This window comes from Gilliamella sp. CG16, assembly GCF_046635785.1.
Taxonomy (GTDB): Bacteria; Pseudomonadota; Gammaproteobacteria; order Enterobacterales; family Orbaceae; genus Gilliamella; species Gilliamella apicola_I.
Genome location: NZ_JBIDFL010000009.1, coordinates 56,657 through 78,975, shown reverse-complemented (window position 1 = coordinate 78,975; position 22,319 = coordinate 56,657). Strand labels below are relative to the sequence as shown.

The following is a 22,319-nucleotide window of genomic DNA, read 5'->3' as shown; positions in this document are numbered from 1 at the left end:
ATTTATTTAGCCTTTTATTAGCAATTCAACAAGTATTTTTATAAACAAATAAACCTTAACTGTAGGATAATAAGATGAAAAAAACAATTTTATTTGCCATGTTACTCAATATTGGTATCGCCTTTAATAGTTATGCTGCTAACTCAGTTAATCAAGAATTGAATGTCAATAATACTTATCTTCAATTACAAGAATTAAAATATGGCAAAAATTTAATACCTGTGGGAAAAGTTGAAGCCAAAATTTCTGAAACTGTCGTATTAAAACCTGACACAGTACAATTTTCTGTAACTTTACTAACTGATGCCGCAACACCTAACGATGCCTCAGATCTCAATGTAAATATAATGAAACAATTTAAAGATGAATTATTGAAGTTGGGCTTAACTGAAGACAATTTAGAGACAATTGGTTATCAAAACAATGTGAGAGAGATAAATCAAGAAAATAGTCAAGAAAATTCAAAATATCAAGCAAATATGAATATTGTTATAAAGATTGATAATAACGATAGCTTTGTTGATCTCAATAAAATATTAGATAAATATAATATCAATGATATTCATCAAGTAAAAAGCGATAAAGTTAAAAATCTCTATGCTTTCAATATTCGCGAAACAGCCCAAACTTTAAATAACGCCAAAGATAATCTTTATAAAAAATATTCAACCATTACCGATGAATTAAAAAAACTTCAATTAACTGATTTCACCATAACCAATTCAGATACGGATAAAATATCACCGGAAAGAATTACGGTAAAACAATATTATGTTCAGCATAATCTTATGGTCAAAACAACTAAGCTTGACCTTATTGGTAAAATTATTGCTAAAGCTCAAGAATTAAAAATGGTTGTCAATGATGATACTTATTACACCGTTTCGAAAGAAGCCGTTCAAAAAGCAGTTGAAGAGCATGAAGCAATATTATTAGCTAAACTTAAAAATAAAGTTGAAAGACTACTGGCGAAACAATATCTGTTAGGTGCACCAATACAACTTGATATAAGCGGTGGAGAATTTGATTTGCATTCCGAATACAATCCATCTCAACGTTATGCGAAAAGATTGTATGCTGATGGAAATATGAGGGCTGATGTTAATATTTATGCTCCAACAGAGTATAAAATAAATCTTGTTTTATCAGGTACTTTTGAAACACTTAAACCTATACAATAAACTTTTAAGATAAACCTATCATCAATTGAACACGCTCTCCTTAGTTAGCTCTTTAATTAAATGGTAAATAGTCGGAGAGCGTTTAAACCCAAATATACTTACCATTTTATTTATAATTTAAAGTATTTATTGTACAAATAGTTTACTAAATCAATCATCTATTTTTTCAAGCTACTCTTTTAAAACTTCGATTCATTTAGAATGGCTCTGCACATAAAATTTAGCATTGTCATAATGGTAGATAATTGTTGAAAAATCGAATGGTTCTCCTGCCGATGTATAAAATATCTCTTCAACACATAACGCCGGATCGCCTGCTTGTAAGCCTAAGTATTCCGCTATTTCAGCGTCTAATTTTATCGCTTTGAAATACTTATCTGAAAAACCAATGCTAATTTTACAGATATCTTTCACATAACTAAATATTGAATGCTCAGCAATTTCTTTATTCAAATATGAAATCAGTTTTTTGCGATAATAAGATTGTTCAAATCCATATATTTCGCCGTCCACATATCGCAAACGCTTGATGTAATAAACGTGTTCATCATCACTACATCTTAGATTTTCTTTTACTTTTTTGTCTGGTTCAATAATATCTACATTAAATACTTGCGATGCACCAGGAAGATCGTTTAAATCTACACTAAAGCCGTGACTCTCTAGAAAATTGAGATATCCACTTTTTTTAGGCTGTCTGACAAAAATACCACTACCTTGTATTTGATAGATTACGCCATGGCGTTCAAGTTGATTTAAGGCTTTAATAATGGTTGTCCGACTGACTTGATATTGGTTAATTAACCCTTCAATATTGGGTAATTGGGTATCTTTTGGCAATTTTTGTTGATAAATTGTTCGTTTAATTTTTTCTGCAACATCCTGATATTTTAACATTTATTTCCCTTCTCTGTTTTTTAGATAGGCATATCCCATTTTATACAGGTTATTTTAATATTAAAGCAAACAAATTTAAAATTAGATCTAGATCACAAACAATAAAATTGGTAATTAACAATTTTCAATTTGTCGATAAGATAAGCTAACTGTATTTTTTATAAGGAACTTAAAACGATGTCGTCAAAGATCAGAGACTATAATAAGTTGGCTGTTGATATTTTGAATGAGTTAGGTGGTGAAGATAATATAGTCACTGTCGCTCGTTGTGCAACACGTCTACGCTTAGTGACACAAAAAACCCCCGAAAATGCTAAAGAAAATATTGCTAAATTCCCTGGCGTCATAACCGTTGTTGAAAAAGGTGGACAAATTCAGGTGGTGATTGGCACAAATGTCGATAAGGTCTACAATGCTTTTATACAATTAATTAAAACAGATAATAAAGTTGCAAGTTCCGAAAATAAAAATATATTAAATCTTATCATTGCAACTATGTCAGCCGTTTTTGCGCCTTTCGTTTATGTTTTAGCCGCATCGGGAATATTACAAGGGATTCTAATCTTAATTAAATTAGCCTTTCCTGATTTCGGAACGACAGGCACTTACCAAGTATTCAATTTCATTTCGTGGGCACCCTTCGCCTTTTTACCTATTTTTATTGCGATTACAGCATCACAACATTTTCGCTGTAATATTTATATCGCCGTGGCGTGTTGTGCAGCCTTGTTATCACCAACCTGGGCTGAATTAGCGGCGCTCATTAAATCAGGACAAGAAGTTAATTTATTTGGTTTGGCATTGTCTGAAACTACTTATACATCTACGGTTTTACCCCCTTTATTCTTAGTTTGGTTGTTATCGTATTTAGAACGATTTTTAGAGCCACGTTTACATACCATCATCAAACCACTCCTGATGCCTCTTATTTGCTTAGTCATTATGGTTCCGCTTACTTTGCTTGCAATCGGTCCGCTGACTGCAAATGCTGCACATTATATTGCTAATGGGTATAACTGGATTGTTAATCTTGCACCATCTGTGGCAGGTGGATTAATCGGTGCAGTCTGGCAAGTATTTGTTATTTTCGGTGTTCATTGGGGAATCACACCCGTTATCATTGAAAATATTAATCAATACGGTCAAGATTCATTCCAAGCTTTCCAAACAATTGCTGTTATTGGTCAAGTGGGCGCGGCGTTAGGATTCTATATCAAAACCAAAAATAAAGATATGAAAGGGGTCTCTTTATCCGCATTTGTTACCGGTATTTTTGGTATTACTGAACCGGCTATATATGGTGTTAACTTACGTTTTAAAAAACCATTCATTTATGGCTGTGCATGTGCAGCAATAGGCGGAATTGTTGCGGGATTTTTTACACCTTATTACTATACCTATGCCGCTTTGCCGGGTCCGTTAACTATAGTTAATGCGATTAACCCTGAACACCCAGGATCATTTATTGGCGTATTACTTGGTTCAGCAATTGCCCTGTTTGGACCTGTATTATTGATACAAATTTTAGGGACGGGTGAAACAAAATTATCCTCAAACGATTCAATCGAAGATGATACGCCAAATGTTTTACTTGATGAAATTCAAATCACCAGCCCAATGACAGGGAAAGCGCTGCCACTGAGTGAAGTCCCTGATCCTGCCTTCGCGCAAAAGTTAATGGGAGAAGGTATCGCAATTGAGCCAACGGATAATCACGTTTATGCCCCTGATGATGCGCAAATTACTGCAGTATTTGAGCGTTCAAAGCATGCAATTGGTTTGACCTTAAATAATGGTGTAGAACTATTAATCCATTGTGGTATCGATACAGTTAATTTAACAAATAACGAATTTAATTATCATGTATCATTAAATCAACAAGTTAAAAAAGGTGATTTGCTTATCAGTTTTGATCCAGACGCAATTATAAAAGCGGGTTATCCATTAATCACCCCAATTATTATTGTTAATAGTACGCAGTATCAGCAAATCACTTTAACCGATAAAACAGACGTTACAACTCAAGATATCGTATTTGACATTAAGCAATAACAAGGAACACAGATATGAAGCAAAAAAATTTTTTATGGGGTGGTGCATTAGCTGCCCACCAATTTGAAGGCGGTTGGAATGAGGGCGGTAAAGGCCCAAGTGTCGTCGATGTTATGACAGCAGGTGCACACGGTGTGCCAAGACAAATTACGCAAGATATTGAAGCAGGAAAATTTTACCCAAACCATACCGCAATTGATTTTTATCACCATTATAAAGAGGATATTAAACTATTTGCGGATCTAGGACTTAAATGTCTTCGTACTTCGATTGCTTGGACAAGAATTTTCCCTAAAGGCGATGAACTGCAACCTAATGAAGAGGGATTACAGTTTTACGACGCGGTATTTGATGAATTAATTGCCAACGGAATTGAACCGGTCATTACCCTATCCCATTTTGAAATTCCTTTGCATATTGCTCGTGAATATGGGGGATTCCGTAATCGTAAAACGGTTGAGTTTTTTGAACGATTTGCGATCACCTGCTTTGAGCGTTATAAAAACAAAGTTAAATACTGGATGACATTTAACGAAATTAACAATCAAATGGATACGAGTAATCCTATTTTCTTTTGGACTAATTCTGGTGTACAAGTCAAAGCAGGCGAAAATCCGCAAGAAATCCTTTACCAAGTTGCTCATTACGAACTCTTAGCCAGTGCTAAAGCCGTGATCGCGGGTAAAAAAATCAACCCAGATTTTCAAATTGGCTGTATGATTTCTCATGTACCAATCTATCCATACTCATGTAATCCTGAAGATATGATGGCTTCAGAAATTGCAATGCATCAACGATTCTTCTTCCCTGATGTTCATGTCCGAGGTTATTACCCTGCTTATGCATTAAAAGAGTTTGAGCGTGAAGGTTATAAACTTGATATTACGCAAGAAGATTTAGCATGTTTGAAACAAGGCACAGTTGATTACATTGGGTTTAGTTATTACATGTCTACTGTGGTTAAAGCCGATGTCAAAAATGATAACCGTGACAATATCGTCAATGGTGCTTTACCAAATGCGGTTGAAAATCCTTATATTAAAAGCAGTGACTGGGGATGGCCAATTGACCCTGAAGGCTTACGCTATACATTAAACCGTTTATATGATCGCTATCAATTGCCGTTATTTATTGTAGAAAATGGTTTCGGGGCAATTGACCAACTTGAAAATGGTCATCAAATACATGACCAACCTCGAATTGAATATCTCGGTGCACATATCAAAGCAATGTTAACAGCAATGGACTATGACGGGGTCGATGTTATTGGGTATACCGCATGGGGAATTATAGATGTTGTATCCTTTACTACTGGCGAAATGAAAAAACGTTATGGTGTGATCTATGTTGATCGTGATAACGAAGGTAATGGTAGCATGAAACGGTATAAGAAGGATTCCTTTGATTGGTATAAACAAGTCATTCAGACCAACGGTGAAAACTTAAAATAACGACTTAGTTAAGCCAAACTCATTTATGGGGATTTTATGATATTTCAATCATCCCCATAAATTCAGCTTAACACCTTAGTGCTTTAAACAGCTAAAAAGGGAAGATTAACTGTTTGTCTAATTGTGGATCAATAAGGGTAACATGAAAGCCAATTAACCTAACCCCCCTATCATTTCGTCGTTCTTGCCAAACTTTGTACGCTTGTTCAATCAAATCTTGTTTATCCAACTTTGCCCAGACATGTTCTTGTGTCGTGAGTTGAAAATCATCAAATTTAAATTTTACCCCTTGTCGGGCAATCGATAAATCTGTTCTGACTTTACTTAATCGTTTTTCTAACTCATCATAAAGTGGATCGAGTTGCAGTAAACAGTCATCCCAAGTATGAATATCATCAACCAAAGTACGTTCAACACCCACTGATTTACGTTGCCGGTCATTACAGACTTCACGCTCATCAATGCCTTGACATCTTTCATAAAGCACTCGTCCAAACTTACCAAATTGATTAAGTAATTTGGTTAAATCATACTTCACCACATCTCGACAAGTAAATAACCCTAGTTCAGCCAGTTTTTTTTCGGTGACTTTCCCCACCCCCGGAATCTTTTTAAGAGGGAGTTGCTGTATGAACGAATCAACTTCGTCAGGTGTAATCACATATTGACCGTTAGGCTTGTTCATATCTGAAGCAATTTTAGCTAAAAATTTAAGTGGCGCAACACCAGCTGACGCAGTTAAACCCAGTTCATTAAATATAGCTTGGCGAATGTCTTTGGCAATTAATGTTGCCGAACCATGGCAAAGTTGACAATCAGTCACATCTAAATAAGCTTCATCAAGTGATAAGGCCTCGATTGCTTGGGTATAACGCTGAAAAATTTGATGAATCTGGTTTGAAACTTCTTTATAAACAGCATGTCTACCCGGAATAACTTTAAGATTTGGACACAGTTTTACCGCTTGTGCCATTGACATAGCACTATGAATACCAAATTGTCGAGCAAGATAATTGGCTGTTGCAACAACACCTCTTTTTCGTGGGTCACCCCCAACAGCAATGGGGATATTACGGTATCGAGGGTTGTCCCGCATCTCAACTGCCGCATAAAAACAATCCATGTCAACATGAATGATTTTTCGCATAATCTGAATGATAGCATCTAAAATATAACTGTATAAATATACAATATCATACCTTAAATGCTTGTGCAATCAGGATATCAATTACTTAACCAATTTATCAAAATCCACTAAACCTTTTTTATCATAGGGATCGCCAATCCAACGTATTGATGGTTTAAAGTTAGGATTAACTAAACTTTTTTCAGGCTGATATAAATTGTAACGTAAGCCTGCTAAATCAGACCAAGTATGAATTAAATCTTGTGAGCTAAATTTGCGATCAACGTAAGCTTGATAATCATTAGGATGTGTTTTCAACCAACTTGGTGATTGCCAAAGTATAAAGGGAATGGTATACATCGGTTTGGTTGGTGCTTTTTCATTTCGTCCTAAGACATCATACGGTGGTGTTTGATAAACCTCTTCACCATGATCGGAAAAATACAACATAAAACCGTTATCATGGTTCTGTTTAAAAGTATTAAACAATGTCGTTATTACATAATCATTATAGCTAATTGCATTATCATAGCTGTTGTAGACTTTGGCGTTATCATCGTCAATATTGAATGGAATGCCTGTCTTATCTTGAAAAACATTATATTCACTACTTTTCGGATAACGAAATTCATATTTCATATGCGTACCAAGTAAATGAATAACGATAAATTTCTTTTTAGCGGGATCGGTTAACACCTCTTTAAAAGGCTGAATCACAGCATCATCATATTGTCTGGCACTTTGGTTACGATCGTTATTCATATAATATTGTTTATCTGTTTGCTTAGAAAACATGGTTAACATCGTATTTCGTTTAGTCATTGTTTGTTGATTGGTAATCCAAAATGTTTTATACCCTGCTTGTTTCATAAGATGAATGAGTGAAGGTTGTGTTAAGTATAAATCAGGATGCCGCTCATCGGCGAAAGTCAGGGCTTGTTCTAAAATTTCGATCGTATATGGTCTGGATGAGACAACATCGTTGAAAACCAATAAATTTGGATTTTCTTTTTTAAATTGTTCAATCATCGGGGTGGTATTTCGGTTATAACCATAAATCCCCATTCTTGTACGGGTAGTCGATTCCCCAATGATTAAGACTAATGTTCTTGGTGTCTCTCCATTACTATCTGTTAAATTTTCTAATGAAGGCAAAGATTGCAAATTATTCAAAATATTTTCCATATTAGAAAGTTGTGAACGGTATGCAATATAGCTGCTCATTAATTGCCAAGGTACCGTCGTTTCCATACGGCTTAATAAATGTGCTCCCGCTTTCTCAAAGGAGGTTTTTTTTACCATTACACTGATTACTAGTGGCATCAAAGCATAAATAGCAATCAATAGTGAAACCATCCACTTAGTTTTATTTTGGACATAAACCGGTTTGACTTGTTTCCAAAGAAATAGCGCCACTAAAATATAGACGACTAATACGGCAATCAATTTAAAACTCAAGTATTGCTGAATATATTCATTAGATTCATTGAAATTTGATTCAGCCATTATAAAAAAAACACTTTGTGAAAACTCCTGCCGATAAATCACAAAATACGCTAACGAAATTAAAGACAATCCGCCAACTATAATCCCATAAATGGCTGCAATTTTACGAGTATAATTAGGAAAAAATAACACCGGTATGAGCCAAATTAAGCTATAAATAATAGAATCTCTTAACCCAATAAAATTAGAGTGTCCCGACAGAGAAATATAGAGTTGCAAAGCGGATGAAAAATAGGTAAAAAATAATATAATCAAAAATAACGAGGAAAAACTAAATTTCTGATCTTCTTTCAAATTTTGCATAAATATCAATAACGAATCATGATGAATAAGTTTTTATAAGATACATTGGGTAGATTAATAAAACCTTAAGCACTCACATTCGATATTGAAACTAACAAAAGCCAACGGTAATCATTAATGCTATGAAAGCAATATGAAGCATATTTTCAATGAATATACTGCTTAGCTAAAGATTAATTTTAGCGGATTAAATCGACTTCAAGCCTAATAGCTGAGCAACATGTTGATGTTCTGAACAGGTTAACTTTTTGGGTGAATGATTAAAAATAATCTGTCCTTCATCGACAACTAAACATCGCGAAAAATAATACAATGATTCATCCAGATAATGGGACACCATCATTAATGTTAATTCAAATTCTTCACAGATTTGGTTAACTAATTCAAGCATTTCAAAACGTAATGATTGATCCAGCGCTGAAAAAGGCTCATCTAAAAGTAAAATCGGACGATGTTGAATTAGACACCGCGCTAAAGCAACCCGTTGACGTTGACCACCCGATAATTGTTCAGGGTAACGTTGATTAAATCCTGTTAATCCAACTTTTTCTAAAATATCATCAATAATTTGCATTTGTGAAATATTCAGCTTTAAAGAAGGTTTTAATCCTAAAGCGATATTGTCTTGAACCGTTAAATGGTCAAACAAATTATTATGTTGAAACAACATAGATACTGGGCGTTTTCCGGGAGTGACATTCGTCATATCTTGATCATCGAGTATTATTTTTCCTGAATCAGGTGAAATAAAACCGGCGATTAAACTCAATAATGAACTTTTACCCGCACCACTTGGCCCAACAATGACGACCCGTTCTTTTGCGGCAATACCAAAATTAAAAAACATTTTAAAATTATCATAATGATAATTAATATGATTGAGTGTGATCATCATCCACCAAAACCAATAAACTAAAAGAGATAATTAATAATATTGCCGCTGTGACACTACCATCTTGATAATGATAATGTGATAGCTGCTCATAGAGGTAATAAGGCAATGTGATGACTGACTGCCCACCAAATAGTGCGATAATGCCAAAATCCCCTAAAGATAAGATAGCCGAAAAAACAAAACTTTTTAACATTAATTTGTTTAACGCTTTATATTCAATCAAATAAAAATGGTTAACCCCGTCAATGCAAAGGGATTGGCTTAATAGCCAATAACGCTTAGTGACATCGAACATGGGGGTAGCCAGACTTTTAATGACAAAAGGTAATGCCATTAAAGCATTACACAATATTAATAAAATGCAGATAAACCAAGTATTACCTGCATACTGATAAAATAATATAAACAGTCCTGACGCTAAAATCATGCTGGGAATCGCTAAAATTAACGAACTGGCTAACATTAATCGATTACTCCACGTTACCTTTTGATAAATGAGCAATCGACTATTTGTCCAAAGAATAAATAGTGCCATTAACAGGGTTACGATGGCTGACCCCAATGCAATGAAAAGTGAAAACAGTGTTGCATGTTGAAAGGTTGGCGTAAACAGTGACAAACGGAAAAAATAAACACCATCAATCACGATATTTATCAAAGGAAGTAAAATAAATAATCCCCCCATAATAATCACGATTGAACTTAGCAAGGCAGCCAAGCCAGAAACAGGAAAACGGTAGTTTTGCTTTATAAAGCGCATTGTGACTTGTTTATTATTATTAAACTTTTGCATTATTCCCATAAAACCTACACAACAAAGCAATTGCAATAACGAAAGCAAAACCGCTTGAATAAAATCAAAATCACGAATGGATTGATAAATTGCTACTTCAATGGTGGTATATTTGGGGCCACCGCCTAAAGCCAATACAATCGCAAAACTTGAAAAACAGAGCATAAATATCAGCGAAGCCATAGGCAATATTTGCCGACGAAGATGTGGCCATTCAACCAATCGAAAAAAAGTGTAACCAGAAAAATTCAATTGAGCGGCTAGCTGTTTCTGTTCAACAGGCACACTCATCAGCGTTCGGTAAAATAGACAACAAGCATAAGGAAAATTCAAAAATACGTGTGCTAATAAAATTCCTTGTAATCCATAAATTGACCATGAAAATGGCAAGCCGATATATCCAACAAAGATTGACAGTAATCCCTGTTGCCCATAAACGGATAAAAGCCCTGTCACAACAACTAGTGCAGGTAAAATAAACGTCACCGGCATTATTCGCAACAATAGACCTTTACCCCAAAACTCAACCATGGATAAAGCTTTTGCCATTAATATAGCCAAGAAAATAGAAAGACATGTTGATAGTGTGGCTTGATAAACAGTTATCCACAAAATATGTAATAAATAGCTGTCAATATAACTGTTTATCTCACCTGAAGTTATTGCGTAATAACCAATGGATAATAATGCACTACCCAGTACAACCATTATGCTACTGGCGGCAAGAATACCCGGTATTAACGTTCTAAAATTCAACATGTTAATGTCTATAATTACTTACTGATCGCTGATTGCCACTCACGAATCCAAGCTTTTTGTCCTTTTTCAACTTGCTCAGATCCAAATTCTAACGCCTTAGTGACAGGCTTTATTTGCTGATAAGCCTCAGGTAATGTCGTTTGAATGATCGGGTACATCACATTCTTTTCAGCAATCTGACGTTGTACTTCAGGTCTGAGTAAATACTCTAAAAACTGACGTGCTAACTCGGGTTGCTGACTGTATTTGATTATACCTGCTACTTCAACCTGACGGTAATGTCCTTCATCAAAAATGGCTGCCTCATAGCGAGGATCATTTTTCATAATATGAGCAATCGGCGATGTACTGTAGCTTAAAACAAAATCAGCTTCGCCTTTCAAAAACATACCATAAGATTCACTCCAGCCTTTGGTGACGGTTACCGTATTTTTAGCGATCTTTTTCCATACATTGGTAGCATCATCGCCATAGATATTTTTGATCCAAAACAGTAGACCTAGTCCTGGCGTACTGGTTCTTGGGTCTTGATAAATAATTCGCCAATTGCCTTTATTATCAGCAAGTTGTTGCATACTATGGGGAGGATTTTTGATTTTATCTTTGTTATAAATAAAAGCAAAATAACCAAAATCATAAGGAAGAAAATCATTATCCCACCAATCAGTGTTAAGATTATCAGGTTTAATGATTTGATGAGGAATAACAATATTGGCTAACTTAGCTTGCTGTAAAATGTTATTGTCTAAGCCTAAAATAACATCGGCATTGGTCTTTTTCCCTTCGAGCCGAATCCGATTTAAAATAGATACACCATCCCCTAACGAAATGATATCCAACTGACAATCACACTCCGCTTCAAAACCTTGCTTAATGGCCTCACCTGGGCCCCACTCAGACATAAAAGAATTGTAACTATAAACGGTTAAAGTTGGCTTAGCATTGGCGGTATCAATCAAGAAAAAAGCTGAAAAAACAAAAAACAAAAGAAGATTCTTACGAAACATTTTGCCTCCAAAATAGTAAATAAAAGACAAAAGGTTTGAGCAGACACAATAACTCAAATCCCTCCGCTGGCATGATCCAGTTCAGGTTCGACGGGTTATGTTAACCAACATTCTCAGCCATTTGGGCACCCCGTTGAGAACGATAAATAGTTTAGTGTTTACCTCATTAATTGTAAACAGTTGTAATTGCGATAGCATGAATAATAACAAGCAAGTTTAATCACTGTTTAACGGATTGAGTATTCAAGAAATTCAAATAAAAATAAGTTATTAATAAAAAAAATAGTAGATGTTACTCAATTGCTTTGTATATAATAAAAACGTCAGTTATCTGATTTTTATTAAAGGATTAATTATGTCTCAATCTTTCAAGAGCCCTCGCTGGATGCGTGATTTAAATCGCTATCTAAATTCAAAACCTCAATTCGTTTTATCCGGAAACATTCATGATCGACAACAATCGAAAATTGATACTGAAACCATCATTTCCGAAACATTAGTCTTGTCGATTTATCGAATATTAAAAAATGCAAAATTTAATCACGTCTTATTGTGGAATTCAGATGTTGGATTCGAAGAAATTCAAACACCAGACTTACCCGCAATTAAAAGCGATACGTTGTTTAAACGCCTAAGATTAAATGCTGTTCCCAAAAAAGATTCCGCAAAAATAAATCATTTAAGTAACACGTTAGATCAACTAGTCAGCTATGATCAACAGCCTGTTGCGTTGATAATTGATTATGAATCACATTTGTCTAAAAATCGTCATAATATGAGTTTTAGTGAGCATCAACTTTTTGCGCGTTCTTTAGCACTTTCACAACTTGAATACCCAAAACCTAAAGGTTCAAACGATCGGTTATTTATAAATACCATTATTTGGCTAGTTGAAAAAGAAAGTAATTTACCCGATTGGTTACTCATTAATAACCCTAAGATTCGTCATATTCCTGTGACAGCATCCAGTTAAGCAATCCGTAAAAATATAAATGATGAATAACTAGAGTAGCTCGTTTTTTAAAAGATCATCGCACAAAGCCGGTTTACTTAAGAGGTCATAATGAATTCAAAATAGATTGATATTGATTTAATATAGATAAATTAAAAACCAATAAGAGTTTTCGGGCTTTTTTTGAATTGTATATTTAACAAAATAATAGATGCCATTTGCTAACCCAAATCGGGCTAAAATGCGTGTTTTCTATCGACTGTATTAAAATTAATCTTTATAAATAATCATTGTCATTCTACAATTCAATATAAATAAAAATGATAAAAATAACATCAACATTGAGTTGAATATAAGGAATACAAAATGGAGTTAGAGCGTCACTGTGGTCATTGCCAAACTGAACGATTCGATAATGAAATGCTAAGTAACCAAATGATCGATGATAAAACATATCATTATGACCTATTATCCGTTTCATTCAAAAATTCTATTGATACAAAACCATTAAAAAAATTTCAATTGATTAGTGAAACTATGCCTATTAAAGAGCATAAATCTAAACTAGGGTTATGGCAATTATCTATACGCGCCAATAATGTTCGCTTACGTGCATCAAATTTACAAATCAAATTGGATGAAAACCGACTAAAAACACTTCAATTAGCCTGTTCTAAAAACCAATTAATGGCAATGTGGACTAAACGCTCATCTTTCTTTCCTGATGCCAATAATCTTGGATTATTATCATTAATGGAACGTAACAATATTAGTGAAGATGATCTAATCATTTTACTCAGTGCACAAGAAGATCAATTTAAAACGGCAAATAACGTCATCAATGAATGTAAACAATTAGCCAATGATTATGATATTGATATATTAAGCGATGAAGAGTTAGCAAATTATTTTAAGCAACCTAGATTAAGACTATATCAACTATTGGATGAGCGAATAGAAGGATTTGCCGAACTGGGTCATGAAGAGCTCGATCAGTGGACACAGCAGTATCGTTTTGAAAAACGTATACCATTTTGTCGGCTCTTGGTTTTATTGAGCATTCCTAATGAACATTGGATTAAACCGCCGTTAAAAAAATACTCATCTCGAATTATCGATTTCTTTCATAAAAAAGTATCAATGAGTATCTTGCAAGGCCCGTTAGTTAGGATGAACCTAGGTCGTTTTACACCACGTATTGATCTTAACTTATTAGGAACCGCATCTTTACCGTCAAATAAACTACTTGATCATATTCTTGCTCGACAACCTCGTCAGCAACAAATCGATATTAAAGCCGTATTCGAAACGAATGAACTTCTTGAAATTAAATTACGCAACTTATTTCGGACAACCACTATTTATCAACGGGATACGGGCATTGACAGTCTTTATATGGGCTTTCCTTTTTTAGTTTATCAAGAAACCAGTGGCAATCGGTTACCCAGAATAGCACCGTTATTACTTTGGCCCATAAAAATGAATGACGATATGGCATCAATGAAACGACTTACACTCGCCTTTGATCGTCAACGAGAAGAAATAAGAATTAATCCCGCACTTAAAGGGATTTTGGGCAAAACACTTTTTAATCAATGGAAACATGTTTTTGATGACTTATTATTACGTTCAACGTTAAATAGCCTTGAGGTTATGAATGAATTAAAGTCGTTAGGACAAATTTTGTCGAGTCAAATCGATGATTTACCAACATCCTTTGAACCAGAAAAAGGTAAAATCTACTTTGCTTGTTCCGCTGTGTTATTTGATGCCAACTTTATAGGACAATCAATTGGTGAAGAACTTAGTCAATTAAAAAAACTCGACTACGACAACACAGCACTTGAAACCGCACTAAAACTGAAATCCAATTCTCAAATCGATGAGCAAATTGAAAAACCAGACGTACAAAATTGTTTTTTTTCGGTTGCCAGTGACCCAAGCCAAGAAAACGCTGTTTTACAAGCACGGTTAGCCCCCGGTTTGTTAATTGAAGGCCCTCCAGGAACCGGAAAAAGTCAAACCATTGTTAATATGGTTGGCGACGCAATTGGACGCCATAAAACGGTACTGATTGTTTGTCAAAAAAAAGCGGCCCTTGAAGTTGTTCATAAGCGTTTAACTGCCGAAGGCCTTGATACGCGCAGTATAATGATTAACGATATTAATGCTGATCGATCCAAATTGATCAATAGTATTCGTCAACAGCTTGATTTGCTGGACAAAAACCTGCCTTCAGATGACTACATTAAAGCGCGTATCAAACTGGCAAAAACAGTAACAAAACTGGAAGCACAGCTCGATCAATATGATGAGGCATTATATACTCAACAGACCCACTTTGGTTTAAGTTATCGGGAGTTAATCGCTGATTTAATCAAGATTGCCAACAATCCACCCAAATTAACCGTACCGGAATTAGGCAAAATATTTCAGAATCTTGATGTCAAACAACTATCAATGATTAAAGATCAGTGTTCACCCTTACTTTCACTGTGGTTACCGGCAAAATTTGAACATAGTCCATTATCAGAATTAACAGAATTTTCAAATGATCCAATTACGATAAATTTATTTAATCAATCACTGACTCAATTTATTCAAGTTGAGCACGTTAGAACAGCAAATCTTGATAACCAACCTATCCAATTTGATGTTGATGATCCCCTCCCTCATCAACAGTGGCTTAAAAAAGAGAGTGAAGCTTTTTTAAATATCACGGAAAATCTTCGGGAGCGGCTATTAAAATGGTTACCCTTGTTCAAAATTCAAAATATCCAAACAGGTAATTTAGAAGGTGATAGACTCATCAATGGGTTAAAATTTTTGCAAAATCAGCTATCTTATTTAAACTCAGAGGCTTGGAGCCACCTGTCTCAAAAATTTTGTTATTTAGAGCCAAAGATACTAGAAGATTTACTGAGTAAAGCAAGAAAACTCATTACCCCTAATGCTTGGTACAAAAGCCTGAGTTTGCAACGCTATTTAGCAAAAAAAGGACTTTTTAACTTTTTAGCTATGCACGGTGAGGAAGCAAACATTAACCGCATTCCAATGCTTTATGAGTCGCTATTATTAGAGTCTGAATATCGGCCAATTCGCAAAACGTTACTGAGTATCTTTGTTGATTTGCAATTACCTCAACACAATTTAACGCTTAATCTTGATACCACTCAATACTTGATCGAGGAAACATTATCGGAACTTGAAGAAGTCAAAGCATGGGCTGATAAAATTCACCAAGCACCTTATAGTCAGTATGTGGAGCAATCATTATTGAAAAGTAGCGACGCTTTTCAAGATTTAATTAATGAATACGAAGCGGCCTTTGTTCGTTATCAATATCGTCAAGATTCAGAACAACATTTATCCTTGCTCAATCAATTTTTAAATGAAAACCTGTATCAAAACTGTTTACGGGCGATTGTTAAAAATCAACCAACACCTTCAACTATTGACGCTATTTACCATGTTTTACCTTCATTAAAAGCGTATCAATCATTTCGTAAAGAAGCGATTCAATTATCTGAAACTGCACTTGAAGTATTGGCAAAACTAAGACCTTTTGAATCCGAACTAGCCTTATTAAGCCCAGAAAATCAACAATATCAATTCAGACAACTATTGGATTATGAAGCTAAAACGATTTGGAAATTGTACATCGAACAAGAAAACCCGATATTACTGATTGATCAGCAAGTTATCAATCAAACCATTGAACAGCTAAAATCTAAAGATGAACAGCTGCATCAACTGAATAAACAGTTACTACTTAATAATATAAAATGTAATCAGATAGCTGATCCCAAAAGGTGGGAAGGAATAACAAGGCTAACAGGTCAACGCGCCAAACGATTACGTGAATTCATCGAGCAAGGTATACCGCTTGGATTAATGTTCTTAAGACCAATTTGGTTAATGAATCCCGACACCGCTAGTCGTTTATTGCCATTGAAAGCGGGATTATTTGATTTGGTCATCTATGACGAAGCCTCACAAATGCCCATTGAATACGCTATACCTACTCTTTATCGGGGCAAAATTGCCATAGTCAGTGGTGATGATAAACAGATGCCACCCACTACATTTTTTGGTGTACAAACAGACGCTGACATAGACGAAGAGGCTGATGATGATACTATTCAAGCACTATCAGAAGAAGTTAACGAAAATCCTCTACTCAATCGTTGGAATTTAAAAGAAATTATGGATTGTCCGGATTTATTACAACTTTCTCGCACTGTGTTGCCAACAACTTATTTACAAATTCATTACCGTTCCGCTTATCGTGAGCTGATTAACTATTCCAATACCGCTTTTTACCATAGCCAACTAAACGTACCTGTCAGACATTCAGCTAATATCATTAAGCAAATCAAACCACTTGAATATATTTGGGTAAATGGCCTATATGAAGATCAACGCAATTATAGTGAAGCAATAAAAGTTGTTGAAATGGTCGATAACATTTGGAAAAAAGATGCGACTCATCGTCCATCCATAGGCGTTGTAACCTTTAACAAAAAGCAGGCAGATCTGATTGAAAAATGTTTTTATGAAAAAGCCAATTTAGATAAAAAATTTTCAGACATTTTTGAACAAGAAAATCAACGATTCGATCAGGGTGAAGATGTATCAATTTTTATCAAAAATGTTGAAAATGTGCAGGGCGATGAACGTGATGTTATCATCTTTTCAACGACATTTGGTCGTAATAAACAAGGTATTTTCAGGCGAAATTTTGGCATACTAGGGCAACAAGGTGGCGAAAGGCGCTTAAATGTAGCAATCACCCGAGCTCGCCAAAAAGTCATTTTGATCTCATCAATGCCTATTGAAGATGTTTCTGATGCGCTAGCCAATAAACGTGCTCCAACATCCCCTCGTGATTACCTACAATACTATTTAGCTTATTCTAAAGCATTATCTGAAGGTAATTTTACTTTTGCTGAATTATTACTTAACCTGATCGAACATGCACATAAGCAATCTGATTTGCCAATACCAACGCAACACGATGACGGACTGCTTGACGATGTAGAAACTTTTATTCGTTCGCTCAATTTATCCTATAGCCGCCACTCAGGCAGTGGCGTATTTACATTAGATTTTACGATTGAAGATCCGAGCACTAAACTTTATTGTATCGGCATTGAGTGCGATGCGCCAATTCACCCGTTATTATCCAATGCACGATATAGAAACATTTGGCGACAATCGGTATTATCTAGAACCATTCCGCATATATTTCGCCTATCATCACGTAACTGGTATGAAAATAATGATCATGAAAAGCAACGACTACAACATTATATTGAAAATATATTGGGAACAAAGATCAAGCACACAATCAACGACTAGAATGTCAATCAAATTTTGACAATGTTTATCACCTAATTGACCGATTAACATCCGTCATTTTTTTCAATCATGCTTTTGATTGAAAAATCCCCTAACAGGAAATCAAAACCCTGTTAAACTAAAGTAAACGACATCATCTGAGCCGTGACAAGTGTTTACTTTATCGGTATTATATTGGGCATTTATGATAATTGATTAGGTTTAGTGTGAATATTCAACAATTACTAACTCAACGTGTTTCGCAAGCAATGATAATGGCCGGTGCGGATAATAACTGTGATGCCTTAATTAAACAATCAGCTAAAGTACAATTTGGTGATTATCAAGCTAATGGCATCATGGCAACCGCCAAAAAGCTAGGTATGCCACCAAGAGCGTTGGCGGAAAAGGTTTTACAACATCTAGATATTGATGACATTGCCGAAAAAGTCGAAATTGCTGGCCCCGGTTTTATTAACATCTTTTTAAAAAATAGTTGGATTGCTCAACAAAATGAAGTTGCATTGAGTAGTGATAAACTGAATATTACCTTACCTGCAAAAGCACAAACGATTGTTGTAGACTACTCAGCACCGAATGTTGCCAAAGAGATGCATGTTGGTCATTTACGTTCAACAATCATCGGGGATGCCACTGTACGAGTTTTAACTTTTCTTGGTCATAATGTTATCCGTGCTAACCATGTCGGTGACTGGGGAACACAATTTGGGATGCTCATTGCTTATCTGGAAAAAATGCAAAATGAACATGCAAATGATATGCAACTATCCGATCTGGAATCGTTTTATCGAGCAGCCAAAAAACATTACGATGAAGACGAAGTTTTTGCTGAAAAAGCACGTAATTATGTTGTAAAACTGCAAGGTGGTGATGAATATTGTCGTGAAATGTGGCGAAAATTGGTCGATATTACCATGACGCAAAATATTGCGACTTACAAACGTTTAAATGTCACACTTTCCGTTGAAGACACCATGGGCGAAAGCATTTATAACAAAATGTTACCCGGCATTGTGGCAGATTTAAAACATAAAAAATTAGCGGTAGAAAGCGAAGGGGCAATCGTTGTATTTTTAGATGAATACAAAAATAAAGAAGGCGAACCAATGGGCGTGATTATTCAAAAACGCGACGGCGGTTACCTTTATGCAACAACCGATATCGCCTGTGCCAAATATCGTTATGAAACACTACATGCCGATCGCATACTTTATTATACCGACTCACGTCAGCATCAGCATTTAGAACAAGTTTGGACAATTGTACATAAAGCCAAATATGTGCCTGATTCTTTAAAACTCGAACACCATATGTTTGGTATGATGTTAGGAAAAGACGGTAAACCGTTTAAAACACGATCAGGTGATACGGTTAAATTAAATGATCTTTTGGATGAAGCGACCGAACGGGCAAAAGTCTTAATTCAAAGTAAAAATCCAGAACTCACTGAACAAGAGTTAGCCCAAGTCGTCGATGCCGTTGCAATTGGTGCGGTTAAATACGCTGATCTTTCTAAAAATCGTACCACTGATTATGTTTTTGATTGGGACAATATGCTCTCTTTTGAAGGTAACACGGCACCCTACTTACAATATGCTTATACTCGTGTGTTATCGGTATTTAAAAAATCCAATATTTCAGAAGATGACTTATCGGGAAGTATTATTTTAGAAACAGAAAAAGAACGCGCATTAGCCACTCGACTAATTCAATTTGATGAAACTATTTCAGTGTTAGCAAATGAAGGAACGCCTCACGTGCTTTGTGCTTATCTTTATGACATTGCAACGCTTTTTTCAAGTTTTTACGAAAACTGCCCTATTTTAACAGCTGAAAATGAAAACCTAAAATTAAGTCGCTTAAAACTGGCTTCTTTGACAGCTAAAACACTGAAAGTAGGATTAGATATGTTAGGCATAAAAACCGTTGAAAAAATGTAATTTCAACAGAATAGATGCCTGATGTTATAACGCCATTCATCACTTTATTAAATCGGTTGTCAACAAAAGTTTTGGCAACCGATTGACCTGATTAAACTGCTCCAAACTTTATCGCATCCGCGTTATTAATATAATATTTCTTGACCAATTTTCTTTCTCACACAATTTGGTTAATCGCTTGTTCGGTTTAATCTTATAACACAGGTTTCACAATACAAATTTCGAGTTTTTCGCAATGCTCTTTAGCAAATGCGGCGAATTCAATAAAATGTGGTGTATGATTGTGCAAATCAATTGCTTGTTTCGAAGCCCATGTTTCAATGACGACATAAACATCGGGATCATCGATGCTTTGATTAAGTTCATAACGAATACATCCCGCTTCTTTACGGCTTGCTTCAACAAGTTTTTTAAAAAGCGTTTGAAAAGCGGCATGATTTTCTGACTTGATTTTTAGCGTAGCAACAATATTTAACTGGCTCATAATAACCTCTTATCTTAGGCAAACTTTATCAACTTTATACTAACATAGGTTGTTTTAACATCAATAAAAAAGCATTATGGAAAATCTCATTTTTTTGACAATCGCTTATTGATAAAAATTAATCCGTTATCCTAATCATGTTACCCAAAATAAAACCAAAATTGTTAATGACCATCAAATGATGACAAGAAAATCTAAAAAATAATACTTTAACCATATCATTTATTTGCATATTTTCACTGTTATAACGCTTGATCTTAATCAAGATAGGTTTAGAATTTCTGCTACTAAATAACCTGCTAGAGTCTTTAAACTATGAAGCCATGTGAATCAACAATCCAGATTTTAAACATTGTTGGTTCTATTTTTAATCCTCCTTTATGGAGGATTTTTTTTAGCTGTTATTTTTGAATTTTTAAACCAACTTTAGGTAATTTATTTGTAGAGGCATATTATGACAGACAACAAAAAGATGTTATTAACCAGTCGAGATCAAAGTTTAAAAGCATTTTTAATGAACAAAATCAAGCAAAATGGCGGATGGGTTAATGCACATATGCACGCTGATCGTGCTTTTACAATTACCGTTGACAGTTTTGATGTCTACCAAAAACAGACATTGATTGAAAAATGGGATACGTTAGACAAAGTCAAAGCTGCCATGAGCGAAGAAGACTATTATCGTCATTTTAGTATGGCTGTTGAACGAATGATTGAACAAGGTGTCAGTGCCATGGGATCATTTGTGGATATTGACCCTATTGCTGAAGAACGTGCAATCAAAGGCGCATTACGGGCAAGAGAAACCTATAAAAACGATATCACCATTAAACTGGTGAATCAGACCTTAAAAGGCGTGATTGATAAAGAGGCTCGCTATTGGTTTGACAAAGGTGCTGATCTTGTCGATATTATTGGTGGCTTACCTCGCCGTGATGAACGTGATCATGGTGAAGGTATGGGACTTAAACATCTGGATGTATTAATGCAAACGGGCAAAGCATTAGGTAAAATGGTGCATGTTCATGTTGATCAGTTTAATTCATCCGATGAGATAGAAACAGAGCAATTAACGGATAAAACCTTAGAACATGCAATGCATGGTCGTGTAGTGGCAATTCATAGTATTTCAATTACTGCCCATAGCTTAGAATATCGTCAAAAATTATACAAAAAAATGAAAGAAGCCCAAATGATGGTGATTGCCTGTCCGTTTGCGTGGATTGACAGTCCAAGGCGTGAGGAACAAGGCCCAACCCGTAACTCCTTAACCCCTGTTGATGAATTAGCCGCAGCAGGAATTCCTGTTGCGATTGGTACTGATAATGTCAGTGATTATATGCTCCCCTTTTCAACGGGTAATATGTGGGAAGAGCTAAAACTGCTTGTAACCGGATGTCGATATACCGATTTAGATAATGTGGTTAACGTCGCCACTCGGAATGGACGTAAAGTGCTGGGACTTGAGTAATTAACGCAAAACGTTATAAACCAAGTTTTTAAAGCAAACTATTCCCTTTAAAGATTAAAAATCCCAACAACGCTGAGATTGTTGGGATTTTTACTACCATTGAACAGCGTCAATGATTCACGACGCTTTTATACTGATAAA

General features: G+C 35.2%; 14 protein-coding genes and 1 riboswitch. Of the genes, 7 read left to right on the top strand and 7 right to left on the bottom strand.

What is annotated here, in order from left to right; genetic code table 11:
* Positions 1-74 precede the first annotated feature (74 nt).
* Complete coding sequence (locus ACGH47_RS09075; protein WP_267352168.1) at positions 75-1,181, top strand: SIMPL domain-containing protein; 1,107 nt, start codon at positions 75-77, stop codon at positions 1,179-1,181.
* Between the two features lie 192 nt (positions 1,182-1,373).
* On the opposite strand, the gene ACGH47_RS09070 is transcribed toward ACGH47_RS09075, so the two are convergent.
* Positions 1,374-2,078: a GntR family transcriptional regulator gene (locus ACGH47_RS09070; protein WP_411623263.1), complete on the bottom strand. Its 705-nt coding sequence runs from the start codon at positions 2,076-2,078 to the stop codon at positions 1,374-1,376.
* Between the two features lie 177 nt (positions 2,079-2,255).
* Here ACGH47_RS09070 and ACGH47_RS09065 point away from each other — a divergent pair, with 177 nt between their 5' ends.
* Both ACGH47_RS09065 and ACGH47_RS09060 read left to right on the top strand, forming a co-directional pair.
* Positions 2,256-4,130, top strand: a complete 1,875-nt coding sequence (locus ACGH47_RS09065; RefSeq protein ID WP_411623262.1) for a glucose PTS transporter subunit IIA — start codon at positions 2,256-2,258, stop codon at positions 4,128-4,130.
* A gap of 14 nt (positions 4,131-4,144) precedes the next feature.
* Positions 4,145-5,581 carry a 6-phospho-beta-glucosidase gene (locus ACGH47_RS09060; protein ID WP_267352171.1) on the top strand — a complete coding sequence of 479 codons (1,437 nt, stop codon included), beginning with the start codon at positions 4,145-4,147 and terminating at the stop codon, positions 5,579-5,581.
* Positions 5,582-5,672: 91 nt separating this feature from the next.
* On the opposite strand, the gene dinB is transcribed toward ACGH47_RS09060, so the two are convergent.
* The 5 genes from dinB to thiB form a co-directional block, all read right to left on the bottom strand.
* Positions 5,673-6,728, bottom strand: coding sequence for a DNA polymerase IV (gene dinB / locus ACGH47_RS09055; RefSeq protein WP_267352172.1), 1,056 nt, complete (start codon positions 6,726-6,728; stop codon positions 5,673-5,675).
* An 81-nt stretch (positions 6,729-6,809) separates the two neighbouring features.
* Entirely contained in the window at positions 6,810-8,516 is a 1,707-nt protein-coding gene (gene cptA, locus ACGH47_RS09050; protein ID WP_411623261.1) for a phosphoethanolamine transferase CptA, read from the bottom strand.
* Positions 8,517-8,703: 187 nt separating this feature from the next.
* Positions 8,704-9,363, bottom strand: coding sequence for a thiamine ABC transporter ATP-binding protein (thiQ, locus tag ACGH47_RS09045; RefSeq protein ID WP_267352174.1), 660 nt, complete (start codon positions 9,361-9,363; stop codon positions 8,704-8,706).
* 22 nt (positions 9,364-9,385) lie between these two features.
* Positions 9,386-10,963, bottom strand: coding sequence for a thiamine/thiamine pyrophosphate ABC transporter permease (gene thiP / locus ACGH47_RS09040; protein WP_411623260.1), 1,578 nt, complete (start codon positions 10,961-10,963; stop codon positions 9,386-9,388).
* A 14-nt stretch (positions 10,964-10,977) separates the two neighbouring features.
* Positions 10,978-11,970 (bottom strand): thiamine ABC transporter substrate binding subunit, encoded by a 993-nt coding sequence (gene thiB, locus ACGH47_RS09035; protein WP_411623259.1) that lies wholly within the window; start codon positions 11,968-11,970, stop codon positions 10,978-10,980.
* Between the two features lie 40 nt (positions 11,971-12,010).
* A riboswitch (TPP riboswitch) is annotated at positions 12,011-12,113 on the bottom strand.
* 212 nt (positions 12,114-12,325) lie between these two features.
* On the opposite strand from thiB, the gene ACGH47_RS09030 reads away from it, so the two are divergent.
* From ACGH47_RS09030 to argS, 3 genes are all read left to right on the top strand, one after another.
* Positions 12,326-12,943: a hypothetical protein gene (locus ACGH47_RS09030; protein ID WP_411623258.1), complete on the top strand. Its 618-nt coding sequence runs from the start codon at positions 12,326-12,328 to the stop codon at positions 12,941-12,943.
* A gap of 345 nt (positions 12,944-13,288) precedes the next feature.
* Positions 13,289-18,283: an AAA domain-containing protein gene (locus ACGH47_RS09025; RefSeq protein WP_411623257.1), complete on the top strand. Its 4,995-nt coding sequence runs from the start codon at positions 13,289-13,291 to the stop codon at positions 18,281-18,283.
* Positions 18,284-18,489: 206 nt separating this feature from the next.
* Complete coding sequence (argS, locus tag ACGH47_RS09020) at positions 18,490-20,223, top strand: arginine--tRNA ligase (RefSeq protein ID WP_411623256.1); 1,734 nt, start codon at positions 18,490-18,492, stop codon at positions 20,221-20,223.
* A gap of 193 nt (positions 20,224-20,416) precedes the next feature.
* Here the strand turns inward: argS and ACGH47_RS09015 are convergent, their stop codons facing one another.
* Positions 20,417-20,707, bottom strand: a complete 291-nt coding sequence (locus ACGH47_RS09015; RefSeq protein WP_267352180.1) for a putative quinol monooxygenase — start codon at positions 20,705-20,707, stop codon at positions 20,417-20,419.
* A gap of 454 nt (positions 20,708-21,161) precedes the next feature.
* Between ACGH47_RS09015 and ACGH47_RS09010 the strand changes: the two genes are divergently transcribed.
* The gene (locus ACGH47_RS09010) at positions 21,162-22,178 is read left to right on the top strand and encodes an amidohydrolase family protein (RefSeq protein ID WP_411623255.1); all 1,017 of its coding nucleotides are present in this window, start codon (positions 21,162-21,164) and stop codon (positions 22,176-22,178) included.
* Positions 22,179-22,319 lie beyond the last annotated feature (141 nt).